At 56.2% G+C, this 24,383-nt stretch carries 22 protein-coding genes; 13 read left to right on the plus strand and 9 right to left on the minus strand.

Going from position 1 to position 24,383, the window contains the following annotated elements; genetic code table 11:
* Positions 1-25 precede the first annotated feature (25 nt).
* The 3 genes from zwf (at position 26) to kdgA (ending at position 4,227) form a co-directional block, all read left to right on the plus strand.
* Entirely contained in the window at positions 26-1,501 is a 1,476-nt protein-coding gene (zwf, locus tag I6L58_RS22240) for a glucose-6-phosphate dehydrogenase (RefSeq protein WP_006176038.1), read from the plus strand.
* A gap of 233 nt (positions 1,502-1,734) precedes the next feature.
* Positions 1,735-3,546: a phosphogluconate dehydratase gene (gene edd / locus I6L58_RS22245; RefSeq protein WP_088208262.1), complete on the plus strand. Its 1,812-nt coding sequence runs from the start codon at positions 1,735-1,737 to the stop codon at positions 3,544-3,546.
* A gap of 39 nt (positions 3,547-3,585) precedes the next feature.
* Complete coding sequence (gene kdgA, locus I6L58_RS22250) at positions 3,586-4,227, plus strand: bifunctional 4-hydroxy-2-oxoglutarate aldolase/2-dehydro-3-deoxy-phosphogluconate aldolase (RefSeq protein ID WP_020883402.1); 642 nt, start codon at positions 3,586-3,588, stop codon at positions 4,225-4,227.
* 41 nt (positions 4,228-4,268) lie between these two features.
* Here kdgA and purT read toward each other — a convergent pair whose 3' ends face one another.
* The gene (gene purT, locus I6L58_RS22255; RefSeq protein WP_088208263.1) at positions 4,269-5,447 is read right to left on the minus strand and encodes a formate-dependent phosphoribosylglycinamide formyltransferase; all 1,179 of its coding nucleotides are present in this window, start codon (positions 5,445-5,447) and stop codon (positions 4,269-4,271) included.
* A gap of 171 nt (positions 5,448-5,618) precedes the next feature.
* Between purT and I6L58_RS22260 the strand changes: the two genes are divergently transcribed.
* Both I6L58_RS22260 and ptrB read left to right on the plus strand, forming a co-directional pair.
* Positions 5,619-6,275 carry a tellurite resistance TerB family protein gene (locus I6L58_RS22260; protein WP_058610195.1) on the plus strand — a complete coding sequence of 219 codons (657 nt, stop codon included), beginning with the start codon at positions 5,619-5,621 and terminating at the stop codon, positions 6,273-6,275.
* An 87-nt stretch (positions 6,276-6,362) separates the two neighbouring features.
* Positions 6,363-8,423 carry an oligopeptidase B gene (gene ptrB / locus I6L58_RS22265; RefSeq protein ID WP_088208264.1) on the plus strand — a complete coding sequence of 687 codons (2,061 nt, stop codon included), beginning with the start codon at positions 6,363-6,365 and terminating at the stop codon, positions 8,421-8,423.
* Here the strand turns inward: ptrB and exoX are convergent.
* The 3 genes from exoX to I6L58_RS22280 all read right to left on the minus strand — a co-directional run bounded on the left by exoX (position 8,420) and on the right by I6L58_RS22280 (position 10,097).
* Complete coding sequence (gene exoX, locus I6L58_RS22270) at positions 8,420-9,082, minus strand: exodeoxyribonuclease X (protein WP_088208265.1); 663 nt, start codon at positions 9,080-9,082, stop codon at positions 8,420-8,422. The two genes, ptrB and exoX, sit on opposite strands and share 4 nt — an antisense overlap.
* A gap of 23 nt (positions 9,083-9,105) precedes the next feature.
* Entirely contained in the window at positions 9,106-9,756 is a 651-nt protein-coding gene (locus I6L58_RS22275; RefSeq protein WP_088208266.1) for a carbon-nitrogen hydrolase family protein, read from the minus strand.
* Positions 9,757-9,866: 110 nt separating this feature from the next.
* Complete coding sequence (locus tag I6L58_RS22280; protein WP_006176029.1) at positions 9,867-10,097, minus strand: DNA polymerase III subunit theta; 231 nt, start codon at positions 10,095-10,097, stop codon at positions 9,867-9,869.
* A 137-nt stretch (positions 10,098-10,234) separates the two neighbouring features.
* On the opposite strand from I6L58_RS22280, the gene yobA reads away from it, so the two are divergent.
* Genes yobA through I6L58_RS22295 form a run of 3 tightly spaced genes read left to right on the plus strand, consistent with a single transcriptional unit; the run spans position 10,235 to position 11,830 of the window.
* Positions 10,235-10,606, plus strand: a complete 372-nt coding sequence (yobA, locus tag I6L58_RS22285; protein WP_088208267.1) for a CopC domain-containing protein YobA — start codon at positions 10,235-10,237, stop codon at positions 10,604-10,606.
* A gap of 1 nt (position 10,607) precedes the next feature.
* Positions 10,608-11,477, plus strand: a complete 870-nt coding sequence (copD, locus tag I6L58_RS22290) for a copper homeostasis membrane protein CopD (protein ID WP_088208268.1) — start codon at positions 10,608-10,610, stop codon at positions 11,475-11,477.
* A 14-nt stretch (positions 11,478-11,491) separates the two neighbouring features.
* Positions 11,492-11,830, plus strand: coding sequence for a YebY family protein (locus tag I6L58_RS22295; protein WP_006176023.1), 339 nt, complete (start codon positions 11,492-11,494; stop codon positions 11,828-11,830).
* Between the two features lie 408 nt (positions 11,831-12,238).
* Here the strand turns inward: I6L58_RS22295 and I6L58_RS22300 are convergent, their stop codons facing one another.
* On the minus strand, positions 12,239-13,180 hold the full coding sequence (locus I6L58_RS22300) for a VirK/YbjX family protein (RefSeq protein WP_058610200.1): 942 nt from the start codon (positions 13,178-13,180) through the stop codon (positions 12,239-12,241).
* A 169-nt stretch (positions 13,181-13,349) separates the two neighbouring features.
* Between I6L58_RS22300 and pphA the strand changes: the two genes are divergently transcribed.
* Positions 13,350-13,994, plus strand: coding sequence for a protein-serine/threonine phosphatase (gene pphA / locus I6L58_RS22305; protein ID WP_088208269.1), 645 nt, complete (start codon positions 13,350-13,352; stop codon positions 13,992-13,994).
* A gap of 34 nt (positions 13,995-14,028) precedes the next feature.
* Here pphA and I6L58_RS22310 read toward each other — a convergent pair whose 3' ends face one another.
* The 4 genes from I6L58_RS22310 to yebS form a co-directional block, all read right to left on the minus strand.
* A complete protein-coding gene (locus I6L58_RS22310) occupies positions 14,029-14,268 on the minus strand; it encodes a YebV family protein (protein ID WP_006176013.1) in 240 nt (79 codons plus the stop codon).
* Between the two features lie 105 nt (positions 14,269-14,373).
* Positions 14,374-15,837: a 16S rRNA (cytosine(1407)-C(5))-methyltransferase RsmF gene (rsmF, locus tag I6L58_RS22315; protein WP_088208270.1), complete on the minus strand. Its 1,464-nt coding sequence runs from the start codon at positions 15,835-15,837 to the stop codon at positions 14,374-14,376.
* Positions 15,838-15,893: 56 nt separating this feature from the next.
* Positions 15,894-18,527, minus strand: coding sequence for a PqiB family protein (locus I6L58_RS22320; protein WP_088208271.1), 2,634 nt, complete (start codon positions 18,525-18,527; stop codon positions 15,894-15,896).
* The gene (gene yebS / locus I6L58_RS22325) at positions 18,496-19,779 is read right to left on the minus strand and encodes a membrane integrity lipid transport subunit YebS (protein WP_088208272.1); all 1,284 of its coding nucleotides are present in this window, start codon (positions 19,777-19,779) and stop codon (positions 18,496-18,498) included. Before yebS ends, I6L58_RS22320 begins: the two co-directional genes overlap by 32 nt.
* 132 nt (positions 19,780-19,911) lie before the next feature.
* On the opposite strand from yebS, the gene I6L58_RS22330 reads away from it, so the two are divergent.
* The 4 genes from I6L58_RS22330 to htpX all read left to right on the plus strand — a co-directional run bounded on the left by I6L58_RS22330 (position 19,912) and on the right by htpX (position 24,335).
* Positions 19,912-20,409 (plus strand): GAF domain-containing protein, encoded by a 498-nt coding sequence (locus tag I6L58_RS22330; RefSeq protein WP_088208273.1) that lies wholly within the window; start codon positions 19,912-19,914, stop codon positions 20,407-20,409.
* A gap of 96 nt (positions 20,410-20,505) precedes the next feature.
* Positions 20,506-21,192, plus strand: coding sequence for an RNA chaperone ProQ (gene proQ, locus I6L58_RS22335; RefSeq protein WP_014170612.1), 687 nt, complete (start codon positions 20,506-20,508; stop codon positions 21,190-21,192).
* A 19-nt stretch (positions 21,193-21,211) separates the two neighbouring features.
* On the plus strand, positions 21,212-23,260 hold the full coding sequence (gene prc, locus I6L58_RS22340) for a carboxy terminal-processing peptidase (protein WP_058610205.1): 2,049 nt from the start codon (positions 21,212-21,214) through the stop codon (positions 23,258-23,260).
* Between the two features lie 193 nt (positions 23,261-23,453).
* Complete coding sequence (htpX, locus tag I6L58_RS22345; protein ID WP_006176001.1) at positions 23,454-24,335, plus strand: protease HtpX; 882 nt, start codon at positions 23,454-23,456, stop codon at positions 24,333-24,335.
* Positions 24,336-24,383 lie beyond the last annotated feature (48 nt).

The raw sequence follows: 24,383 nt of genomic DNA on the forward strand, positions 1-24,383 counted from the left end.
GGGTATTCCAACTGAGGAGAATGACATGGCGGTAACGCAAACAGCCCAGGCATGTGACCTGGTCATTTTCGGCGCGAAAGGCGATCTTGCACGCCGTAAATTGCTGCCTTCCCTGTATCAACTGGAGAAAGCGGGCCAACTTCACCCGGATACCCGTATCCTGGGCGTGGGGCGCGCCGACTGGGACAAGGACGCTTATACCAAAGTCGTGCGTGAAGCGCTCGAAACGTTCATGAAAGAGAAAGTCGACGAACGTTTGTGGGATACGCTGAGCGGACGCCTTGATTTCTGCAACCTGGACGTGAATGACGTGAGCGCGTTTACCCGTTTAGGTGAGATGCTGGACCAGGAAAACCGCGTCACCATCAACTATTTCGCGATGCCGCCAAGCACCTTCGGCGCTATCTGCCGCGGTCTGGGCGAGGCAAACCTCAATGCCAAGCCTGCGCGCGTGGTAATGGAAAAACCGCTGGGCACGTCACTGGCTACCTCTCGTGAGATCAACGATCAGGTGGGAGAGTATTTCGAAGAGTGCCAGGTTTACCGTATCGACCACTATCTGGGTAAAGAGACCGTTCTGAACCTGCTGGCGCTGCGTTTCGCCAACTCACTGTTTGTGAACAACTGGGATAACCGCACCATCGACCACGTGGAGATCACCGTGGCTGAAGAGGTGGGTATCGAAGGTCGCTGGGGTTACTTTGACCAGGCCGGCCAGATGCGCGACATGATCCAGAACCACCTGCTGCAGATCCTCTGCATGATCGCCATGTCGCCGCCGTCTGACCTGACGGCTGACAGCATCCGCGATGCCAAAGTAAAAGTGCTCAAATCACTGCGTCGCATTGACCGCTCCAACGTGCGTGAGAAAACCGTTCGCGGTCAGTACACCGCAGGCTTTGCGCAGGGCAAAAAAGTGCCTGGCTACCTGGAAGAAGAGGGTGCGAACAAAGCCAGTAACACCGAAACCTTTGTGGCGATCCGCGTTGATATTGATGACTGGCGCTGGGCTGGGGTGCCGTTCTACCTGCGTACCGGTAAACGTCTGCCGACGAAATGCTCTGAAGTGGTGGTGTATTTCAAGAACCCGGAACTGAACCTGTTCAAAGAGTCCTGGCAGGAGCTGCCGCAGAACAAGCTGACCATTCGTCTGCAGCCAGACGAGGGCGTGGATATCCAGATCCTCAATAAAGTCCCGGGGCTGGATCACAAGCATAACCTGCAGACCACCAAGCTGGACCTGAGCTACTCCGAAACCTTCAACGAAACACACCTCGCGGATGCTTACGAGCGCCTGCTGCTGGAAACCATGCGTGGTATCCAGGCGCTGTTCGTGCGTCGTGATGAGGTTGAAGAGGCGTGGAAATGGGTCGACTCCATCACCGAAGCCTGGGCTGCCGATCAGGATGCGCCAAAACCGTATCAGGCGGGCACCTGGGGCCCGGTTGCCTCCGTTGCGATGATCACCCGCGATGGTCGTTCCTGGAACGAGTTTGAGTAAGATTTCCTCTAACCCTGAGGTGTTATTTTACCGGTAACATGATCTAACACAGTTAGTGGCACAATTTTTAATCTTTTAAGCTCCGCGTGGATTCACCCGCGGAGCTTTTTTTATTACACTGCCGGAAGTGATTTTGCCCCTGAGCTCCGGACACCAAGCGTTTCAGCGCTGTTAACAGCCGCAAGAGATAGTGCAAACTCCCGAGCCCGGCCAGATAAATTAGAGGAGCTTTTATGAATCCGACATTGTTACGCGTAACACAACGCATTACCGAGCGCTCGAAAGAGACCCGTTCGGCCTACCTCGCCCGCATTCAACAGGCCAAAAGTAACACCGTACATCGCTCTCAGCTCGCCTGCGGCAATCTGGCCCACGGTTTTGCGGCGTGTCAGCCTGACGATAAAGACTCGCTGAAAAGCATGCTGCGTAACAATATCGCCATCATTACCTCCTATAACGACATGCTGTCTGCGCACCAGCCGTATGAGGTCTACCCAAATATCATTCGTAAAGCGCTGCACAGCGTCAACGCGGTGGGGCAGGTGGCTGGTGGTGTACCGGCAATGTGCGATGGCGTCACGCAGGGCCAGGATGGGATGGAGCTGTCCCTGTTGAGCCGCGAAGTGATCGCCATGTCGGCGGCCGTCGGCTTATCCCATAACATGTTTGATGGCGCGCTCTACCTCGGCGTGTGTGACAAAATCGTCCCGGGCCTGGCGATGGCGGCGCTGTCCTTCGGTCATCTGCCTGCGATCTTCGTGCCGTCAGGCCCAATGGCGAGTGGCCTGCCGAACAAAGAAAAAGTGCGTATTCGCCAGCTCTATGCCGAGGGCAAAGCCGATCGTCAGGCGCTGCTTGAAGCCGAGGCCGCCTCCTACCACGCCCCTGGAACCTGCACCTTCTACGGAACGGCCAACACCAACCAGATGGTGGTGGAGTTTATGGGCATGCAGCTTCCGGGGTCGTCCTTCATTCAGCCGGATGCACCGCTGCGTCAGGCGCTGACCGAAGCCGCGGCACGCCAGGTAACGCGCCTGACCGGAAACGGCAACGAATGGATGCCGCTGGGCAAAATGGTTGACGAGAAGGTTATCGTTAACGGCATCGTTGCGCTGCTGGCAACCGGCGGCTCGACCAACCACACCATGCACCTGGTGGCGATGGCGCGCGCGGCGGGCATTCTGATCAACTGGGATGATTTCTCTGACATCTCCTCCGTCGTGCCGCTGATGGCGCGCCTCTACCCGAATGGCCCGGCTGATATCAACCACTTCCAGGCTGCCGGTGGTGTACCTGTGCTGATGCGAGAGTTGCTGAAGGGCGGGCTGCTGCATGAAGACGTGAACACGGTAGCAGGCTTTGGTTTGCAGCGTTACACCCTGGAGCCATGGCTGAACAACGGCGAGCTGGACTGGCGCGAAGGGGCGGCGGCTTCTCTCGACGCGAACGTCATCGCGACGTTTGAACAGCCGTTCTCGCCACACGGCGGCACCAAAGTGCTGAGCGGCAACCTGGGCCGCGCGGTGATGAAGACCTCCGCCGTACCGGAAGAGAACCAGATTATCGAAGCGCCAGCCGTGGTGTTTGAAAGCCAGCATGACGTATTGCCTGCTTTCGATGCCGGTCTTCTGGATAAGGATTGCGTCGTGGTGGTCCGTCATCAGGGGCCAAAAGCGAACGGCATGCCAGAATTGCATAAACTTATGCCGCCGCTTGGTGTATTATTGGACCGCCGTTTCAAAATTGCGTTAGTGACCGATGGACGCCTCTCCGGGGCATCAGGTAAAGTACCTTCAGCGATCCACGTGACCCCGGAAGCCTACGACGGCGGCTTGCTGGCGAAGGTCCGTGATGGCGACATCATTCGCGTTAACGGCCAGACGGGTGAGTTAACCCTGCTGGTGGATGAGGCCGAGCTGGCGGCACGTAAGCCGCATATTCCTGACCTGAGCGCGTCGCGCGTGGGCACCGGGCGTGAAATGTTTGGCGCGCTGCGTGAGAAACTTTCCGGCGCGGAGCAGGGCGCAACCTGTATTACGTTTTAAGACGACTTGATTTTAACGATCTGGCGAGAGAAGACTCTGATGAAAAACTGGAAAACAAGTGCAGAAGCAATCCTGACAACAGGCCCGGTAGTGCCGGTTATCGTGGTGAACAAACTGGAGCACGCCGTTCCGATGGCGAAAGCGCTGGTTGCAGGCGGTGTTCGTGTTCTGGAAGTGACGCTGCGTACCGCATGTGCGATGGACGCGATCCGCGCTATCGCCAAAGAGGTGCCGGATGCCATCATTGGCGCGGGTACCGTGCTGAACGCGCAGCAGCTGGCGGACGTTACCGAAGCGGGCGCACAGTTTGCCATCAGCCCGGGCCTGACTGAGCCACTGCTGAAAGCGGCAACCGAAGGCACCATTCCACTGATCCCGGGCATCAGCACCGTTTCTGAACTGATGATGGGCATGGACTACGGTCTGAAAGAGTTTAAATTCTTCCCGGCGGAAGCCAACGGCGGCACCAAAGCGCTGCAGGCAATTGCAGGCCCATTCTCACAGGTTCGCTTCTGCCCGACCGGCGGTATCTCACCGGCGAACTACCGTGACTACCTGGCGCTGAAAAGCGTGCTGTGCATCGGCGGTTCCTGGCTGGTTCCGGCGGATGCGCTGGAAGCAGGAGACTGGGATCGCATCACGAAGCTTGCTCGCGAAGCGGTTGAAGGCGCGAAGCAGTAAGCTATCCGCCGTAAGAAAAACGGGCCAGATGGCCCGTTTTTTTATCCCGTCACCTTCACATTCGCTGCGGCTGTTTTCGCTCTCGCGACCGCATCCTCCACGTCCTGACCGGTGGCTAACGCCACGCCTAACCGACGCGTTCCGTCGATGTCTGGCTTACCAAACAGGCGCACCTGCAAACCGGCACCCACCGCGTTCTCGACGTTATCAAACGTGACGTTCTGGCTGGTTAACTGCGGCAGGATCACCGCCGACGCGGCCGGGCCGTACTGACGGATGCCGCCAACCGGCAGGCCGAGGAAAGCCCGCACGTGCAGGGCGAATTCGGAAAGATCCTGTGAAATCAGGGTTACCATCCCGGTATCGTGCGGACGCGGGGAGACTTCACTGAAAATCACCTCGTCACCGCAGACGAACAGTTCCACGCCAAACAGCCCGTATCCGCCGAGCGCCAGCACCGTCTTGCGGGCGATCTCCTGCGCGCGTTCCAGCGCCAGATCGCTCATTCGCTGCGGCTGCCAGGATTCACGGTAATCGCCATCTTCCTGGCGATGACCGATCGGATCGCAGAAGTGTACGCCGTCTGCGGCACTGATGGTCAGGAGGGTGATCTCGAAATCAAACTTCACCACGCCCTCGACAATCACGCGTCCGGCCCCTGCGCGGCCACCCTGTTGCGCATAATCCCAGGCGCTATCCAGCTGTAAGCTGTCACGGATAAAGCTCTGACCTTTCCCTGAGGAGCTCATCACCGGCTTAATGATGCACGGGTAGCCAATCTCCTCAACGGCCTGCAGAAAACCGGCTTTGTCGCCAGCAAAACGGTAGCTGGAGGTGGGGAGTTGCAACTCTTCGGCCGCCAGGCGACGAATGCCCTCGCGGTTCATGGTCAGTTTCGCGGCGTTTGCGCTGGGTACGACGCGCTGGCCTTCCTGCTCAAGCGCGACCAGCGTATCGGTGGCGATGGCTTCGATTTCAGGCACCACATAATGCGGTTCTTCTTTGGCAATCAGCGCGCGCAGGGCCTCGCCGTCCAGCATGTTAATCACATAAGAACGATGCGCGACATGCATGGCCGGCGCGTCCGGATAACGATCAACAGCAATCACCTCAACGCCTAAACGCTGGCACTCGATGGCGACTTCTTTACCCAGTTCACCCGATCCCAGCAGCATTACGCGCGTCGCTGCCGGACGCAGCGCGGTTCCTAAACGTGTCATAACTATCCCCCTGAAAAAGTTGCGCGCAGTATAAACGAAAACGTTTGCGTCTGTCTTGTCAGGGGCAAAGGTGACAGGCAAGAAATTTGCGCTTCTTTAGTGCCAACAGACATTTCCTGACGTCCACTCGCTTAGGCTGTGAAGCATGTTCACCGTTAAGCGAGAGAAATCATGTCAGGTTGGTTGAATCAATTGCAATCCATGCTGGGTCAAAAAACATCCTCTTCGGGGACGGGCGAGCAGGGGCTCAGTAAACTTCTGGTTCCCGGTGCGCTGGGCGGGCTGGCAGGGCTACTGGTCGCGAACAAATCCTCGCGCAAGCTGCTGACCAAATACGGCACTGGCGCGCTGCTTGCGGGCGGAGGGGCTATCGCCGGCTCCGTGCTGTGGAACAAATACAAAGATAAGGTGCGTACCGCGCACAACGATGAGCCGCACTATGGTGAGCATACCTCGCCGCTGGATATTCGTACGGAACGGCTGATTCTGGCGCTGGTGTTCGCCGCGAAGAGCGACGGACATATCGACGACCAGGAGCGCACGGCAATTGAACAACAGTTGAGCGAGGCGGGCGTCGAAGCACAGGGCAGGGCGCTGGTGGCGAAGGCCATCGAACAGCCGCTTGACCCGCAGCGACTGGCCCAGAGCGTTAAAAATGAAGAGGAGGCGCTTGAACTCTATTTCCTGAGCTGCGCGGCTATCGATATCGATCACTTTATGGAGCGGAGCTACCTTAATGCGCTGGGCGATGCCCTGAAGATCCCTCAGGACGTGCGGGAAGGCATCGAGAAGGATATTCAGCAGCAAAAACAGGCCCTGGCGGGCTAAAGCTTTCCTAAACTGGCCATGTTTCGCTTGCATCATGCGTGTGTTTTGCCAACCTTATAGGGTGTAAAACTCAAAAGTAAAACGAACATGCCACCGAAAGCCCGACGCACTGCTTACGCGATCACCACGCATGGAGATACGCGTATCGACCACTATTACTGGCTGCGGGACGATACGCGCTCGCAGCCGGATGTCCTCGATTATCTACACGAGGAAAATGACTATGGCCGTAAGGTCATGGCCAGCCAGCAGGCGCTGCAGGATCGTTTGCTGAACGAAATGGTGCAGCGTGTCCCGCAGCGCGATATTTCCGCGCCCTGGACTAAAAATGGCTATCGTTATCGCCATGTCTATGAGCCTGGCAACGAGTATGCTATCTACCAGCGTCAGTCCGTGCTCAGCGCCGAGTGGGATGAGTGGGACATCTTGCTGGATGCCAACAAGCGTGCGGCCCACAGCGAGTTTTATACATTAGGCGGTATGTCCATCTCGCCGGATAACGCCATTATGGCGCTGGCGGAAGATTATCTCTCGCGCCGTCAGTATGGCCTGCGCTTTCGCAATCTGGAAACCGGAAACTGGTATCCGGAAATGCTGGACAACGTCTCGCCGGACTTTGTCTGGGCGAACGATTCCGAAACGGTGTACTACGTAAAAAAACATGCCTCCACGCTGCTGCCTTACCAGGTCTGGCGGCATACCGTGGGTACCCCGTCTGCCGACGACGAACTGGTGTATGAAGAAAAAGATGAGACGTATTATGTCAGCCTGCATAAAACATCGTCCCGCCACTATGTGATCATCTACCTGGCCAGTGCGACCACCTCGGAAGTACTCTTGCTTGATGCGGAGCTTCCCGACGCGCAGCCGCTTTGCTTCCTGCCTCGCCGCAAAGATCACGAATACAGCCTCGATCATTTCCAGCACAGTTTTTACCTGCGCTCCAACCGTGAAGGTAAGAACTTCGGGCTGTATAAAACCAAGGTGCGCGACGAGCGCAAATGGGAAGTGCTTATTCCCGCGCGTGAGCAGGTCATGCTCGAGGGCTTTACCCTGTTTACCGACTGGCTGGTGGTGGAGGAACGCCAGCGCGGGCTGACCAGCATCCGGCAGATCAACCGTAAAACGCGGGAAGTGGTGGGTATCGCCTTTGACGATCCGGCCTATGTGACCTGGATTGGTTTTAACCCTGAACCTGAATCGTCGCGGCTGCGCTATGGGTATTCGTCAATGACCACCCCTGATACGCTGTTTGAGCTGGACATGGACACCGGGCAGCGTCAGGTGATCAAGCAGGCCGAGGTGAAAGGCTTCGACTCTGACAACTACCGCAGCGAGCACCTGTGGGTGACCGCGCGGGACGGTGCGGAAGTGCCCGTGTCGCTGGTGTATCACAAGGCGCATTTCAGTAAGGGTAAAAACCCGCTCCTGGTTTACGGCTATGGTTCCTACGGATCCAGCATGGACGCGGACTTTAGCAGCAGCAGGCTGAGCCTGCTCGACCGGGGTTTTGTCTATGCCATCGCCCATATTCGCGGCGGCGGCGAACTGGGTCAACAGTGGTACGAAGACGGTAAGTTCCTGAAAAAGAAAAACACCTTTTACGACTATCTGGACGTGTGCGATGCGCTGGTGGAGCAGGGCTATGGGCATCCCGATCTCTGCTTTGGCATGGGCGGCAGCGCTGGTGGCATGCTGATGGGGGCGGTGATCAACCTGCGCCCCGATCGCTTTAAGGGCGTTATCGCCCAGGTGCCTTTCGTGGACGTGGTGACCACCATGCTGGATGAATCTATCCCGCTGACCACCGGGGAGTTCGAAGAGTGGGGAAATCCGCAGGATGAAACTTATTATCGCTACATGAAAGAGTACAGCCCGTACGACAACGTTGAGGCGAAAGCCTATCCGCATATGCTGGTGACGACGGGCCTGCATGATTCGCAGGTGCAGTACTGGGAGCCGGCGAAATGGGTGGCGAAACTGCGCGAGCTGAAAACCGACGATAATCTGCTGTTGCTCTGCACCGACATGGATTCCGGGCACGGCGGGAAATCGGGGCGCTTCAAATCCTATGAAGGGGTGGCGCTGGAGTATGCGTTTCTGATTGGCCTGGCGCAGGATACGTTGCCAGGCCGTGCAGAACGTTAGGCTTCGCCGAGGTAGTGCTTCAGCGTTAAGCGCAGCTCCGGGCTCATTCTGTCGAGGTTGTTATACAGCCAGCGCAGATAGCCCGGATCGTTGTCCGCGACTTCGGCTACCGCTTTGCCGCGATATTTGCCGAAGGTGAAGGTAGTTAACAGCGCGGGGCGACCGGTTATGGTCGCCATATCTTCCGGCGTCCAGCCTGACGTATTCATAATATCTATCAGCAGCGCGGCGGTGATATAGCAGTCATACAGCGCGCGGTGGTGATGCAGCCCCTCCGGCGTTTGGACGCTGAGCTTGCGGGATTTATACAGCGCCATATTGCTGTATTTGATCCCCGGCCACAGGCGGCGCGCGAGCTTCATGGTGCAGATCCACTCCCCGGGCATCTCCGGCAGCACGCGACGGTCGAAGCTGGCGTTGTGCGCCACATACCAGGGGCTACCGTGATAGTGAGGGATAACCTCCTCAATCCAGGGTTTATCCGCCACCATCGATTCCGTGATGCGATGGATAGCCATCGCCTGCGGGCTGATCGGGCGATCGGGGCGAACCAGATGACTCATTGGGTTGACTATCTGTCCGTCGACAACGTCGACAGAGGCCACTTCCACAATCCCGCCCTGAAGATCGCAAGTTTCGGTATCGATGACGCGCAGCATTGAATGCTCCTGACCAAAAACGCTTAGCCTAATGGAATGATATCCCCTTGCCAACCCCGTCTGTCCAGTGAGCCGGTTAACAGCAGTTCCCCTTTATCGGCGCGAACGATGAGCTGCCCTCTCTCATCCCACAGTGCGCTGCCGCTGCGCGCGTTAGCCATTAAGACCGCAATGGCATATTTATGGGCAAAACGCTGTAACGTGCCGATGGACTGACGCCAGCGGTTATCCCCCACGTCCTGACTGCTGGTAAAGAGCGTCGCCTGAGGATCGAGATCGAGGGCGTCTGCCGGGGTTTCGATAATGGTTAACCGCTTTTCGCCCGGCGTCAGGCTCGCACCGCTGCCCTGAGGGTAGCGCAGGATCGACTCGCGGTAGGGCGCGAAAAGGGCAAGCCCCTTGTGGCGCTGCCCATGCTTTTCGAGCGGAAGCCCGGCAACAATGGTGATGCCGTAGGTCTGGGCGGCAAGAAGGAGAGGGGCAAGCTGGGTATCGTCCGGCGGCGGGGGAAGCGTCGCCGTGCCGGGGCCAGTGAGCGAGAGCTCCGGGAACACCAGCAGATCGCATTGCAAACGCACCGCCCGATCGACGAAGCGGAGGTGATGTTCAACATGATCGTCAACACTGCCGTGCTGTCGGGCATACTGTGCCGCAGCAATATTCCATCGTGACATCGTGATTTCCTTATACACTGAGTCGCTGTGATCTAAGAATACACCTATTTCTATAAGGTTTTTCTTATCCTGCCACAATGCGCGTAAGGAAGTGTAACGAGTCTTTAATGTTATTTAACTTTAGGCTCGTACGGCAGACGGGAAAGGTTTACGGAGGCGAGACGGTGCGCAATTAAGCGTTCACGGAACCAGTCGCGCAGGTGTGCGGGCTGTTCACGCTCAACCACCTCTGCCACGATGGGCATGTTATAGCGCTCTTTGAACGCGACGCCAGCGGCGGCGAGATCGACGTTTACTTTGTCCATCTCCTCCTGAGGAAGGGCAGCCAGATTAGTCTTCATTTCCTTCTCCTTTATTATGCGGCGGCAACGTTACCGCGATTATACGATGATGACAAGTCAGCGCAGGATGTTCCTCGACTCGGATATTATACAGCGTTATCCTTTGCCATACAGGCATAACAAAAAGGAATGATAAGATGAACGTTTCCTCTTCACGTGCAGTACAGGCGCTGGCTTTCCTGGTCGCGTCCGTTGTGGCACCGTCCGCGCTGGCTCATGCTCATCTTCAGCAACAGACCCCGGCAGCGAACGCCCAGGTTGCGCCACCGCAGCTCCTGACGCTGAGTTTTTCTGAGGGTATCGAACCGCAGTTCAGCGGCGTGGTCGTAACCGATGACCAGCAGAAAGCGGTTAAAACGGGCGCGGTGAAGCGCGATGAGAAAAACAAGGCGCAGCTTATTGTTCCGCTTGAGCAACCGCTGACGGCGGGTACCTATCAGGTCGACTGGCATGTGGTGTCGGTAGATGGCCACAAAACGAAAGGCAGCTATCACTTTAGCGTGAAATAGTATGCTGGCGTCGCTCTACGTTGCGCTGCGCTTTATCCATTTTGGCGCGCTGATGCTGATTTTTGGCAACGCGCTTTACAGCGTCTGGTTTGCCCCTTCCTCCCTGCATCGTCTGATGTCGAGACGCTTTCAGTCTCAGCAGCAGCGTGCCGCCGTCATCAGCCTGGCGGCTGCGCTTTTAATGTTTGCGGTTCAGGGGGGGCTGATGGCCAACGGCTGGCGCGATGTGCTCAACCCGGATATCTGGCACAGCGTACTCACCACGCAGTTTGGCGGCGTCTGGCTGTGGCAGATGATCCTTGCCGTTGTCACCGTGGGTGTTGCCTGGCTTGTGCCGCAGAAAGGCTCAAGGCTGTTACTGCTCGCCATGGGCCAATACGTGCTGCTGGCAGGCGTCGGGCATGCAACCATGAACGAGGGTCTTGCAGGCGTATTGCACCGGCTTAACCATGCCGTACATCTGTTATGCGCTGCCACCTGGGTTGGGGGGCTGCTCCCGCTGCTGTTTTGTATGCAACTGGCGAAAGGGCGCTGGCGGGTTGCTGCGATCTACACCATGATGCGCTTTTCCCGGGTGGGACATTATGCGGTGGCGGGTGTCCTGCTGACGGGGATAGTCAACGCGCTCTTTATTCTGGGATGGGATCTGCCATGGCGTTCGGCGTACGGACAGCTTTTGTTGTTCAAATGTGCGCTGGTGGCGATGATGGTGGTAATTGCGCTGGCGAATCGGTATTTTCTGGTGCCACGCTTTCGTTCGGATGCCGGGCGAGAACAACAGATTTTTATCAGGATGACACAGGCAGAGGTTGTTCTGGGTGCGCTGGTGCTGGCTACGGTCAGCCTGTTTGCCACCTGGGAACCTTACTGACAAGGTTAAGACTTATGAAAAAAACAGTGCTTTCTCTTTTACTGCTGGCCTGCACCGGGAGTGCGCTGGCGGCGCCGCAGGTTATTACCGTCAGCCGTTTTGAGGTGGGTAAGGATAAGTGGGCATTTAACCGCGAAGAGGTGATGCTGACCTGCCGTCCAGGCCACGCTCTGTATGCGATTAACCCCAGCACGCTGGTACAGTACCCGTTGAACGATACTGCTAAGCAGCAGGTTGCCAGCGGGAAGAGCAACGGCCAGCCCATCAGCGTGATTCAAATTGATGACCCGGCAAATCCTGGGCAAAAGATGAGCCTTGCGCCGTTTATCGCACGCGCTGAAACGCTCTGCTAGCCCTCGGGTTTCCAATAAAAAAAAACCGCAGACGCTGATGCAGCACTGCGGTTTTCTTGTATTTAATGATGCTCTGACGCTTTTTTTCAGGCCACTTTTGCTGTGGACTGGAAAACCTGGCGTCGTCATCTATTCTTAAAGTGCAAGGCGATTGAGCCTGCATTAATGCCAACTTTTAGCGCACGGCTCTCTCCCAAGAGCCATTTCCCTGGACCGAATACAGGAATCGTATTCGGTCTCTTTTTATCTGTAAGAAAGTAAACGATAAAATTCCATAACCGCCTTTCACAGAAAGGACACGTCAACCGTGCCTGCTTCAACCATACCACAACACGGCAGGCGGAAGTCCAGCCCTTTTTAGCTGTTTTGTTAAATTTTTGTGTGTGGCTGGTGAAAGCGGGCGGCAACCTAAAAGCGCGCGTTTACCGCGGCGTCGATCTGATCCAGCAGCTCGAAGCGGCGGCGGTATTCGGCCCGTTTTTTACTTGCAATGTCGTCCAGCGATTTGCGCTTGATCGCCAGCGGTAGCTGCCAGCAGAAAGGTGACACCTTTTTAGCATCCAGGCTTTCCCAGAATTCGTCGTAGCTGGCGTGGAAATGTCGCCCTTTACTCAGCCGGTAACGCAACGCCCGGAACACATGCCCCTCATCGCTGACGGCAAAAATGGCGGTAATGCGTGTCTGCTTAGCCAGCGTCAGCAGGGCTTCCATCAGCACGCGTTTCGGGAACAGGCCGTGACAGGCGCGGGTGGCTTGTTTGATCACGTCGCGGGAAACGTGGCGACGAGGCCCCTGCAGGCCGCCAATGACTATCACCGGTTGGCCCTTACTGCGGGCCACGCTGAAGGTCAGGCTGGCGAGCAGCGTGTTGTCGTTGTCGCGCAACCACAGCGTGCTTTCACCCTCACGCTCGGCGCTCAGGGCAGACGAAGCGTTAAGGGTATAAACGGCAGCGTTTTTCGCCTGAAACTGCGCGATGGTCTGCTCTTTCGGGCTACTCAGCGCATGGGCAAGCGTGGGATCGCTCAGCCCATCGATCCAGTGATAGTGGCTTATCACCGCGTCGGCGCGATCGCTGGCGTTAAGGCCGCGCATCAGATACTGGCGATGCGTCTTGCTGGGTAACGTAATCTGGGAAGCGAGAAGTCTGTCAAAATCATCCCGGCTGGATAATGCTTCCAGCATGCGATGGGTGGATGACCAGAAAAGGAGCGAGCGCAAAAAGAACTTGAGCCGGTATTCGCGTTTTTGCCAGATGGGGCCGGGGACGAGTTTTCCTTTCACCAGTTCGGAGATGATATGAGTACGATGTGGATAAAGCACATCGTTTTGCAGGTGGATGTTTGACACGTGATGACCTCTCGTTTTATTCGCTTCCTATTCTAGAGGGGGGATATAAAGGGATTAATAGCGCGCGGATCTTTATTTCCGTTTGGTTTACGGTTTGTTGGGATTTGTCAATCTCAGGCTTATCTGATGCTATTTTCTGAGGCGGCTATACTTTCTTTGAGGGGGCATTATGTATCAGCGAAGAAACGGTGAGGAGTGGCGTCACGTCTGGGTAGCGGGTGACATTCATGGCTGCTATCAGACACTTATGGACGAACTCAAGCGCCGCCATTTTAATCCTTATGAAGATTTACTCATCTCCGTGGGCGATATTATCGATCGCGGTCCGGACAGCCTAAAATGCCTCCAGCTGCTGAATGAAAAATGGTTCTGCGCGGTGCGGGGTAATCATGAGCAAATGGCCCTCGACAGTCTGGAAAATAATGATTTTTCACTCTGGACGCTGAACGGGGGAATGTGGTTTTCGCGGCTCGATAAAGCTTCGCAAAATCTGGCCATCACGTTATTAGAAGCGTGTCGAACGCTGCCGTATATTATTGAGATACCCTGCGCGAATGGCCTGAACGTTGTCGCTCATGCAGATTATCCGGCAAAAGAATATGTCTGGAACCAACCCGTCAGCGCGCAACGCATAGTGTGGGATCGGGACCGGCTGATGGGGTTTATGGCAGGCAAAGGGCAGGGCATTAGCGGCGCGGACCATTTTTGGTTCGGGCATACGCCTGTTGATCGACGCTATGATTTTCACAATCTGCATTACATCGACACGGGAGCGGTCTTCGACGGTTACTTAACGCTGGTGCAGTTGCAGTAATAAATAACCCGCCTTCGGGCGGGTTCTCTTTAGGTCAGGCAAGACGCAGGACCCAGGCATCGGTTTTACTGTCGTAGTGCTCGCGGTAAAGGACGGAATGTTCGCCATCAAGAATGGCCGGCACGCTGGTGTCGGCGTCCCAGGCGTCGAGTTGCATACACAGATCCGGGTCGGATTTGCAGGGGATACTTAACGTTCGATCGCCTTGTGCTTCGCCGCGCAACTCTGCGTCGTCGATTTCGAAAGCGCCAATACGCACGCTGGTTTTCGTCATAGTGCTCTCCGGGTTTGGGTTAAAAATCTGGTATGACCAGTACAGTCACCCAGTTTTTAGCGTAGCCAAGGAGAGCAAAATCGCCAGTAAAAAAATGCGCTTTTTTTAGTCGGTGCGATCGTTACCGGTAAACAAACGCCCGTCGCGCACCAGCTCACGCGGGTAGCTGTTCTTCAGCCGCGAGCCGACTTTTTTTGCCAGCCCCAGCGGATAGCCCTGATAAGTCACGATGACCTCATCGCGCGCCGGAGTGTTTTCCGGGTAAACGTCACGCCCGCGGTACCACTCTTCAGCTTCCTGATGCGTCAGGGCAAAGGTATTCTCGTCTCCGGCAAGAGCAATCACCGCTTCGTGCTGCCAGCGATAGCCTTTGTTGTGAACTTCCGCCAGGCGAATACCGAGGCGGGAGAAACGCACTTTGCCAATCAGCGGCTCAATGTTGGCCGGGAAAAGCCAAATCTCTTTGTCGCGCGACCAGAGGTGCAGGCTCTCGTCCCAGACCAGGCCAACCTGGCTTGCCGCCTCCTTAAGCTGTGCGGTTTCACGGCCCTTAAGCGGGGCGAACGGAAATTTCCCCACCTTGAACGACGGCGCGGGCAACGGAGGAACGGCGTGAGTTTTGCGTAACCGTGCGACGAAGAAGCCTTCACAGTCGTAAATCTGTGGGAAGACGTGGAGGAAGCCTTCCGACGTTGCGGACTCTTTTGCCGCGTTAAACAGATCGTCGAGCGGGAGAAACTCCACAGCATCGGGATACTGAGCTTTCAGCCACAGGCAGACGTCTTCATTTTCGTCGCGGTTAAGCGTACAGGTGGAGTACACCAGCGTTCCGCCGGGGCGCAGAGCGTGGAAGGCGCTGTCGATCAGCTCCCGCTGCGTGGCGGCAATGTCCAGATTGCTCTCCACTGACCAGTTTTTTAAGGCATCGGGATCTTTACGCACGACGCCTTCGCCGGAGCAGGGGGCATCCAGCAGGATCGCATCAAAGGTTTCAGGCAGGGCAGCGCCAAATACGCGGCCGTCGAAGTGCGTCAGCGCGACGTTATGGATCCCGCAGCGGCTGATATTGGCATGCAGAACTTTAACGCGGCTGGCGGAGAATTCATTGGCAAGAATGGCCCCCTGATTGCCCATCCGCGCCGCTATCTGGGTGGTTTTGGAACCCGGCGCAGCGGCGACGTCCATCACGCGAGCAGGCGAATTACCGTCGGCAAAGAGCGCGGCGACCGGCAGCATGGAGCTGGCTTCCTGAATATAAAACAGACCGCTCAGATGCTCGGCAGTGCTGCCCAGCGGCAGGGTCTCTTCGTCATCGCGCTCGATCCAGAACCCCTCTTCGCACCACGGAACCGGCGTCAACTGCCAGCGGTAGGGCGAAACCAGTTCAAGAAAGGCCTCGACGCTGATTTTCAGGGTATTGACGCGAATGCTGCGGCGCAGCGGACGCTGGCAGGCAGCGATAAAATCGTCAAAGGAGAGATGAGCAGGAAGCGCCTCGCGCATCTGCGCCAGGAATTGTTCAGGAAGAAATACGGAGTTTTGAGCCACGGGCACACCACAGGGAAACATTCAGGCGCGCAGTGTAACATAAAGGCTCCGGCGCGTTGACACCGGAGCCTGCAGGATTAACGCGGCAGAGCGGTTCCCCACTCGCGCCACTCTTTCGGTTCACTCTCCAGCAGCAGGAAGTGTTTACCCGGCTGCGCTTTCGGTGCCAGTGGCGTGCCTGGCGGAGTTGCAAAGGCAATACCGCCACGAATGAACTGGTTGAAGGTGCCGGTTTTCACCACGCCGCCCGTCAGCCCGAAGTCCAGCGAATAGCCTGAGGCCAGCCAGAACACCGAGTTGTTGCGCACCAGATGCTGATAACGTTCGCTGATGCGCAGCGTCACCATCACGCGATCGGCAAGCGAGCCGAGCGTCAGGCCGGTCACGGTGCCTACCTCCATGCCGCGGAACAGGACCGGGGTACCGATGTTCAGCGATCCGGCCTCCGGCACCTCAACCACGATACTCAGCCCGTCAAGGTAGCGGGAGTCCGTGATGGTGGCTTCCTGCAACTCAAAATCGCGACGCGCATTTCCACGCCCCGGTTCGACGTTGATGTACGGCTGCAAAATGGTGTCAAGATGTTCAACGCCCGCCGCCGAGATTTGCGGTGTCACCACGGAGAAACGGGTGCCGGTTCGGGCGAAGGTCTGCACGTATTCCGGATAGAGTACGGCGGTTGCCTGTACTTCATTTCGCGCAGTAATCAGCGTCAGCTTCTGGATCTGCCCGATATCGATGCCGAGATAGCGGATCGGCATGCCTTCGGCAAGCTTGCCCGCATCAAAAGCGTGAAGCGTAATCTGGCCCCCCACGGCGCGCGCAGCCGTTTCGGACGGGAAGAGAATACGTTTGTCACCTTTGCGTAAATTGCCCCCGGCACCCGTCAGATTGTCGAAACTGATTGCCCCGCGTAGCGCACGCGAAAGAGGGGAGGCCTGCACGGTCAGCCCGCTGCCGTTAAGCTGCACCTTAGCCCCGCCTTCGGCCCAGAACACGCTGTTTGGCGTCAGCAGTTTGCGGTACTCGGGCTTGATGTGCAGTTCAATATCAAAGGCTTCGGCGCGGGGACGTACGGTAATGACCTCGCCCACTTCAAACTTACGGTAAAGCACCACTGAGCCGGCCTGCACGTCTGGCAGGGTTTCTGCCGTTAAGGTCAGCGTGGTGGTCGGCAGATCGCTCAGGCTGTTTTCAATGGCTTTATCCAGGTTGGCATACAGAGGATAACTGTCGCGCAGCGGCCCTTTGTTACCCGGCAGGATCCGGACCCCGCCGTTAACCCATTCGCTGGCGCTGGCGCCAAGGAACTCAACGCCGTCGAGGCCGACCTTCACGTCCACGCGGCTGTTAACGACAAACTTGCTGTCACCGTGCACCAGGTCGCTGTACTTCGGATCGATGGCGGCAGAGAACGAGACGCCTTTTTCGGTGAGCTTGCGCTCCAGGACCTGACCGACCTGCACGCCGTGTAAAATCAACGGCTGGCCCGCTTCGATCCCGTAGCTTTCCGGAGCGGTCAGCGTCACCGTCACCACGCCCGGCTTTTGCAGAAGGGCTTTATCTGCAGGAGCGACAACAAAGTTATTGCTCGGCTGGCCTTCACCCGGGATCAGCTCAAAGGTATTGCCCGTCAGCAGGTTGCTGAGGCTGGCATCGTTCAGGGACAGTTTGGGGCTGCGCATTTCGATACGGGTTTTCTCCCGCAGGAGATCGACCACGCTTGGGTCGACGGTCATCTCGCCGGTGACAGAGCCACCCGGATTGAGCGTCATTTTGGTGAGCTGGCCCACCTCCAGCCCCTGATACATCAGCGGGGTGGAACCGGCTTTCAGCCCTTTAGCATCCGGCAGGGCGAGCTTGACGATCACCCCGCGTTGGCTGTGGGCGAGGTCCGCATACAGGCCAAAGGTGTCATCGGCGGCGGCGGGGCTGGAGTTTTCCGGCGAGTCAAAGGCGATCGCGCCATTGACCAGCGCCGCCAGACTCTCGAGTTTGACCTTTGCGCCGCTCAGGCTCAGATCTGCATCCACGCCAGAGACGTTCCAGAAGCGGCTGCCTTTTTTAACCAGATTGGTAAAGCGCCGCTCAATCAGCACATCAATGGTGACGCCCTGTTTGTTGGGGTTAATCGCGTAATCGTAAACCCGGCCCACGGGGATTTTGCGGAAATAGACCAGCGAGCCGCTGTTCAGCGAACCCAAATCCGGGGATTGCAGGTGGATCATCAAATCGCCGTTGTTGAGACGGTATTTCGGCTGCGTGTCCAGCGCGACGAAGTGATCCTGCGGTTCCCCTTTGCCCGGCATCATGCCGATGTAGTTCCCGCCAACGAGCGCATCCAGGCCGGATACGCCGGCCAGCGACGCTTTCGGCGTGACAAGCCAGAACTGGGTTTCGCTGCGCAGGGCATCCTTCATATCGGACTTGATGCTGGCGCTGACCTGAATTTTATTCAGCCCCTTACCGAGCTTGATTTCCTGAACGGTTCCGACTTCCACCCCCTGGAAGCGCACCGGGGTGCGCCCGGCCACGATGCCGTCGGCGGACTGGAAATCAATGGTGATGGTATTGCCGCGATCTTCATAACTCGTCCAGATGAGCCAGCCTGCAATCATCAACGCGATGACGGGCAGCAGCCAGAAGGGCGAAATACGGCGTTTTGTTTTAATTCTCGCTTCAGTCTGCGAAGCGGGCGTTTCCTGACTCATGTGCGTCCCAAAGTAAGCGGCTGTCCAGCCATTCCACTGCAAGAATAGTCAATATCACCGCAGAGCCGAAATAAAAAGCTGCGGGTCCCATAGTAAAAGCAAGGAGCTGATCGCGATTGATGAGCGACATCATCAACGAAATCACAAACAGATCCAACATCGACCAGCGGCCAATCCAGGTAACGAAACGCAGGAGCAAGATGCGCGTACGTAATCCTTGTTCACATTTGAAGTGAATGCTGATGAGTAGCGTAAACATCACCATCACCTTGGTAAACGGCACCAGAATACTGGCGATAAAGACAATCGCCGCCACCCCGACGTTGCTGTGGCCAAGAGAGATAATACCGGAAAGGATAGTATCTTCCTGACGGGCACCGTTCACATAAATCACGGAGATAGGCAGCATATTTGCCGGGATCAAAAACACGATCGAGGCAATCAGCGCCGCCCAGCATTTTTGCAGGCTGTTGTTGCGCCGCAGCCTCAACGGGATGTGGCAGCGCGGACAACGACCGCGCGCATCCGGCAGGCCGGTGTAATGGCAGCCCAGACAGACGCGAAGATTTTCATCAGCCCGTGTTGCGGGGCGCTGGGGATAAAAGCGTTCCCACAGCTGCTCAACGTTCAGGTGAATCAGGGTCAGAATGCTCAGCAGTACCAGCGAGATAAAGGCGAAAAGCCCAATGCCGGGCTGCAGAAACGCGTAATCCTGCACCTTGATGGAAGCAACGCCAATGCCGACGAGGTAAATGTCCAGCATCACCCACTCTTTCAGCTTGTCCAGCATGAGCAACACGGGCCGCAGATTCATGCCGAGAATGTTGCCGAACCACAGATACGCAATGGCGGCCACCAGCACCAGCGGGGCGCCTATGGTGCAAAACAGCACCATCGCTGCGGTGAGCGGGTCGCCCTGACGGGTCATCTGCCAGATACCCTGCACCACGTTTGCATCGATACGCACGCCGAGAAGGTACAGTTTCAGCAGCGGCTCGCTCCAGGCAAACGGCATCAGCAGCAGCATGGCCGTCGCCATTGCCGCGAGTCGGGTTAACGACCAGTCGCGCCCGTCACGGATTTTGGCATCGCAGCGGGGGCAAAAAGCACTTTGATGCGATTTCATCTTCGGCAGCATAAAAAGCGTATCGCACTGGGGGCAACGCTGATAATGTGCACGGGGCAAAGCTTCGCTTACCGTATGGACGGTGATCTTTCTTGTCGGCGTAATCCTGGGTATTTTTATGGCCATCTGTCGCGCACGGATAAGTATTGTTGAACGTTATATTAACTCATGATTTGATTCATCTTGAGCATGAGCGCATTTAATGCTTATTTTAATAGCCTATGCGGTAAATTTGTAAGACAACTAAGTGATTGAATAATGAACAAATCAGAATTCTACGCGGATCTTAATCGCGATTTTCAGGCATTGATGGCAGGTGAAACCAGCTTCTTAGCCACTCTGGCAAATACTAGTGCATTACTGTTTGAACGTCTCTCTGGCGTGAACTGGGCCGGTTTTTATCTTCTTGAAGATAACACGCTGGTGCTGGGTCCCTTCCAGGGAAAAATCGCCTGTGTGCGTATTCCGGTTGGCCGTGGCGTATGCGGGACGGCGGTCGCGACAAACCAGGTCCAGCGCGTAGAAGATGTCCATGCTTTTGATGGCCACATTGCCTGCGATGCTACCAGTAATTCTGAAATCGTCCTTCCGCTGGTCGTGAAGGGGCAGATTATGGGTGTCCTGGACATCGACAGTACCGACTTTGGCCGCTTTAGCGCTGAGGACGAGCAGGGGCTGCGCGAGCTGGTCGCGAACCTGGAAAACGTGTTGGCAACAACCGATTATCAAAAATTCTTTGCGAGCGTCGCAGGATAATCAACGGATAACGTAGCATTTACTGATAGCGTCATTATAATGACGCCTGTTCATGCCTGCGCTTGTTGGCAACGTCCGTTGTAATCAGGAAATTTCATGGAAAATCAACCTAAGTTGAATAGCAGTAAAGAAGTTATCGCATTTCTGGCAGAGCGTTTCCCACAGTGCTTCAGCGCTGAAGGTGAAGCTCGCCCCCTGAAAGTCGGTATTTTTCAGGATTTAGTCGCGCGCGTTGAGGGTGAGATGAACCTCAGCAAAACCCAGCTTCGCTCTGCCTTACGTCTTTATACTTCGAGCTGGCGTTACCTGTACGGTATCAAAGCGGGCGCTACCCGTGTCGACCTCGACGGCAACCCTTGCGGTGAGCTGGACGAGCAGCACGTAGAACACGCGCGTAAACAGCTGGAAGAAGCGAAAGCTCGCGTTCAGGCACAGCGTGCTGAGCAGCAAGCGAAAAAACGCGAAGCCGCCGCGGCAAACGGCCAGGAAGAAGCGCCTCGTCGTGAGCGTAAACCGCGTCCGGCACCGCGTCGCAATGATAATAACGATCGCAAACCGCGTGCTGATAAACCAGCAGCTAAAGCCCCGCGTGCGCCTCGCGAAGAGCCGCGCCACACTCCGGTTTCGGACATCAACGCGCTGAGCGTGGGTCAGGCACTGAAAGTGAAAGCGGGTAACAATGCAATGGATGCCACCGTTCTGGAAATCACCAAAGATGGCGTTCGTGTGCAGCTGACTTCTGGTATGTCAATGATTGTACGCGCAGAACACTTGTTGTTCTGAAACGGAGGCCAAGCCTGGCATGAACACTTTTTTTAAGCTCACCGCGTTAGCGGGCCTGTTTGCTATAGCAGGTCACGCTTTCGCAGTGGACGATATTACGCGTGCTGATCAAATTCCGGTGTTGAAGGAAGAGACGCAGCACGCGACGGTGAGTGAGCGCGTGACGTCGCGCTTCACTCGGTCGCACTATCGTCAGTTCGATCTCGATCAGGCCTTTTCGGCCAAAATTTTCGACCGCTATCTGAACTTGCTGGATTACAGCCATAACGTGCTGCTGGCCAGCGACATCGAAAAGTTTGCCAAACGTAAATCCGAAGTGGGTGATGAACTGCGTTCCGGCAAGCTGGACCTGTTTTACGATCTGTATAATCTGTCGCAGCAGCGCCGTTTTGAACGCTATCAATACGCGTTAAAAGTGCTGGAACGTCCGATGGATTTTACCGGCAACGACACCTTTAATCTGGACCGCAGCAAAGCGCCATGGCCGAAAGACGAAGCCGAGCTGAATGCGCTGTGGGACGGTAAAGTCAAATACGACGAACTGAGCCTCAAACTCACGGGTAAAGACGAGAAAGAGATTCGTGAGACGTTAAACCGTCGCTACAAATTTGCTATCCGTCGTCTTGCGCAGACCAACAGTGAAGATGTGTTCTCACTGGCGATGACCGCGTTTGCCCATGAAATCGATCCGCATACCAACTATCTCTCCCCGCGTAATACCGAGCAGTTCAATACCGAAATGAGCCTGTCTCTGGAAGGTATCGGCGCGGTGCTGCAGATGGACGATGATTACACCATGATCAACTCCATGGTGGCGGGCGGCCCTGCAGCGAAGAGCAAAGCCATTAGCGTTGGCGATCGCATCGTGGGCGTGGGTCAAACCGGACAAAAAATGGTTGATGTGATCGGCTGGCGTCTTGATGACGTCGTCGCGCTGATCAAGGGACCGAAAGGCAGCAAAGTGCGCCTTGAGATCCTGCCTGCCGGGAAAGGCACCAAAACCCGTATCGTTACCCTGACCCGCGAGCGCATTCGTCTGGAAGACCGTGCGGTGAAAATGTCGGTGAAAACCGTCGGGAAAGAGAAGGTGGGCGTGCTTGATATCCCGGGCTTCTATGTTGGGCTGACCGACGATGTGAAAGTGCAGCTGCAAAAGCTTGAGAAGCAGAATGTCAGCAGCGTCATCATCGACCTGCGCAGCAATGGCGGTGGGGCGCTGACCGAAGCCGTTTCACTGTCTGGCCTGTTCATTCCGTCTGGTCCGGTGGTTCAGGTGCGCGATAACAACGGTAAAGTGCGTGAAGACGCCGATACCGATGGCGTGGTGTACTACAAAGGCCCGCTGGTGGTCTTAGTGGATCGCTTCAGTGCCTCTGCATCTGAAATCTTTGCCGCTGCGATGCAGGATTATGGCCGTGCGCTGATTGTGGGTGAACCGACCTTCGGGAAAGGCACCGTACAGCAGTACCGTTCTCTCAACCGTATTTACGACCAAATGCTGCGCCCGGAATGGCCTGCACTGGGGTCGGTTCAATACACCATCCAGAAGTTCTACCGTGTGAATGGCGGCAGTACGCAGCGTAAAGGCGTTACGCCGGACATTCTGATGCCAACAGGTACGGAAGAGACGGAAACGGGTGAGAAGTTTGAGGATAACGCGCTGCCGTGGGATAGCATCAACGCTGCCACCTTCGTCAAGTCTGGCGACATGACGCAGTTTGGCCCGGCCTTGCTTAAGGACCATCAGGAACGCATCGCCAAAGATCCGGAATTCCAGTACATCATGAAGGACATTGCGCGCTTCAATGCCCTGAAAGAAAAACGGAATATTGTCTCTCTGAACTACGCTCAGCGTGAGAAAGAGAACAACGAGGATGACGCGACGCGTCTGGCGCGGGTTAACGATCGCTTCAAGCGAGAAGGCAAACCGCTGCTTAAGAAACTGGACGATCTGCCGAAAGATTACCAGGAGCCGGATCCGTATCTGGACGAGACGGTGCATATCGCGCTCGACCTGGCGAATCTGGAAAAAGGCAAGCCAGCACTGCAGCCGACACCGGCGAAATAAATACCCAACAGGCACAAGAAATTGTGCCTGTTTTTTTTAGTTCTGCAACCTCCCGTCAAACTGACCTTCAATTGTGTAAAGTTGTGTCTTTCTGGTGACTTACGCCCCCCGAATCCTTGAAAATAGCCACAATACCCATACGATGTGGGTAATCGCATAGTGCGCTTTGTTAAACTGAGGTTAAAAGAAAATTATGATGCGAATCGCGCTCTTCCTGCTCACCAACCTGGCGGTGATGGTGGTATTCGGGCTTGTGCTAAGCCTGACAGGAATTCAGTCGAGCAGCGTTCAAGGCTTGTTGATCATGGCGCTGCTGTTTGGTTTTGGTGGCTCCTTTATATCTCTGCTGATGTCGAAGTGGATGGCGCTCAAATCCGTGGGTGGCGAGGTCATCGAACAACCGCGTAACGACATGGAACGCTGGTTGATGAACACCGTGGCCCAACAGTCACAGCAGGCGGGCATCGCTATGCCGCAGGTGGCTATCTACCACGCGCCTGATATCAACGCGTTTGCAACGGGCGCGCGTCGTGACGCTTCCCTGGTTGCCGTCAGTACCGGTCTGTTGCAGAACATGAGCCGCGATGAAGCCGAAGCGGTTATCGCCCATGAGATCAGCCACATCGCTAACGGCGACATGGTGACGATGACGCTGATTCAGGGGGTGGTGAACACCTTCGTGATCTTCATTTCCCGTATTCTGGCGCAAATTGCGGCAGGATTTATGGGCGGCAACCGTGACGAAGGTGAAGAGAGCAACGGTAACCCGCTGATCTATTTTGCGGTGTCGATGGTACTGGAGTTGGTGTTCGGTATTCTGGCGAGCATCATTACCATGTGGTTCTCCCGTCACCGTGAATTCCACGCGGATGCCGGCTCGGCAAAACTGGTGGGGCGCGAGAAGATGATTGCCGCCCTGCAGCGTCTGAAAACCAGCTATGAGCCGCAGGAAGCGAACAGCATGATGGCCTTCTGCATTAACGGTAAATCAAAATCGCTGAGCGAGCTGTTTATGTCTCACCCGCCGCTGGATAAGCGTATCGAAGCACTGCGCAGCGGGGAATACCTGAAGTAACGCAGAGCGTTTAAAGATAAACCGGGCGGGGTAAACCTCCGCCCGGTT

The sequence above is a fragment of the Enterobacter cancerogenus genome (assembly GCF_019047785.1).
In the GTDB taxonomy this organism is placed as follows: Bacteria; Pseudomonadota; Gammaproteobacteria; order Enterobacterales; family Enterobacteriaceae; genus Enterobacter; species Enterobacter cancerogenus.

Excerpts from the sequence above, each read along its gene's own strand:
- yobA (WP_088208267.1), top strand. The coding sequence starts at position 10,235 with ATGAACGTTTCCTCTTCACGTGCAGTACAGGCGCTGGCTTTCCTGGTC.
- prc (WP_058610205.1), top strand. The coding sequence starts at position 21,212 with ATGAACACTTTTTTTAAGCTCACCGCGTTAGCGGGCCTGTTTGCTATA.
- purT (WP_088208263.1), bottom strand. The coding sequence starts at position 5,447 with ATGACACGTTTAGGAACCGCGCTGCGTCCGGCAGCGACGCGCGTAATG.
- kdgA (WP_020883402.1), top strand. The coding sequence starts at position 3,586 with ATGAAAAACTGGAAAACAAGTGCAGAAGCAATCCTGACAACAGGCCCG.
- I6L58_RS22330 (WP_088208273.1), top strand. The coding sequence starts at position 19,912 with ATGAACAAATCAGAATTCTACGCGGATCTTAATCGCGATTTTCAGGCA.
- ptrB (WP_088208264.1), top strand. The coding sequence starts at position 6,363 with ATGCCACCGAAAGCCCGACGCACTGCTTACGCGATCACCACGCATGGA.
- I6L58_RS22320 (WP_088208271.1), bottom strand. The coding sequence starts at position 18,527 with ATGAGTCAGGAAACGCCCGCTTCGCAGACTGAAGCGAGAATTAAAACA.
- I6L58_RS22275 (WP_088208266.1), bottom strand. The coding sequence starts at position 9,756 with ATGTCACGATGGAATATTGCTGCGGCACAGTATGCCCGACAGCACGGC.
- I6L58_RS22295 (WP_006176023.1), top strand. The coding sequence starts at position 11,492 with ATGAAAAAAACAGTGCTTTCTCTTTTACTGCTGGCCTGCACCGGGAGT.
- zwf (WP_006176038.1), top strand. The coding sequence starts at position 26 with ATGGCGGTAACGCAAACAGCCCAGGCATGTGACCTGGTCATTTTCGGC.
- proQ (WP_014170612.1), top strand. The coding sequence starts at position 20,506 with ATGGAAAATCAACCTAAGTTGAATAGCAGTAAAGAAGTTATCGCATTT.
- I6L58_RS22260 (WP_058610195.1), top strand. The coding sequence starts at position 5,619 with ATGTCAGGTTGGTTGAATCAATTGCAATCCATGCTGGGTCAAAAAACA.
- copD (WP_088208268.1), top strand. The coding sequence starts at position 10,608 with ATGCTGGCGTCGCTCTACGTTGCGCTGCGCTTTATCCATTTTGGCGCG.
- rsmF (WP_088208270.1), bottom strand. The coding sequence starts at position 15,837 with ATGTTTCCCTGTGGTGTGCCCGTGGCTCAAAACTCCGTATTTCTTCCT.
- I6L58_RS22310 (WP_006176013.1), bottom strand. The coding sequence starts at position 14,268 with ATGACGAAAACCAGCGTGCGTATTGGCGCTTTCGAAATCGACGACGCA.
- yebS (WP_088208272.1), bottom strand. The coding sequence starts at position 19,779 with ATGGCCATAAAAATACCCAGGATTACGCCGACAAGAAAGATCACCGTC.
- pphA (WP_088208269.1), top strand. The coding sequence starts at position 13,350 with ATGTATCAGCGAAGAAACGGTGAGGAGTGGCGTCACGTCTGGGTAGCG.
- exoX (WP_088208265.1), bottom strand. The coding sequence starts at position 9,082 with ATGCTGCGCGTCATCGATACCGAAACTTGCGATCTTCAGGGCGGGATT.
- edd (WP_088208262.1), top strand. The coding sequence starts at position 1,735 with ATGAATCCGACATTGTTACGCGTAACACAACGCATTACCGAGCGCTCG.
- htpX (WP_006176001.1), top strand. The coding sequence starts at position 23,454 with ATGATGCGAATCGCGCTCTTCCTGCTCACCAACCTGGCGGTGATGGTG.
- I6L58_RS22280 (WP_006176029.1), bottom strand. The coding sequence starts at position 10,097 with ATGAAGACTAATCTGGCTGCCCTTCCTCAGGAGGAGATGGACAAAGTA.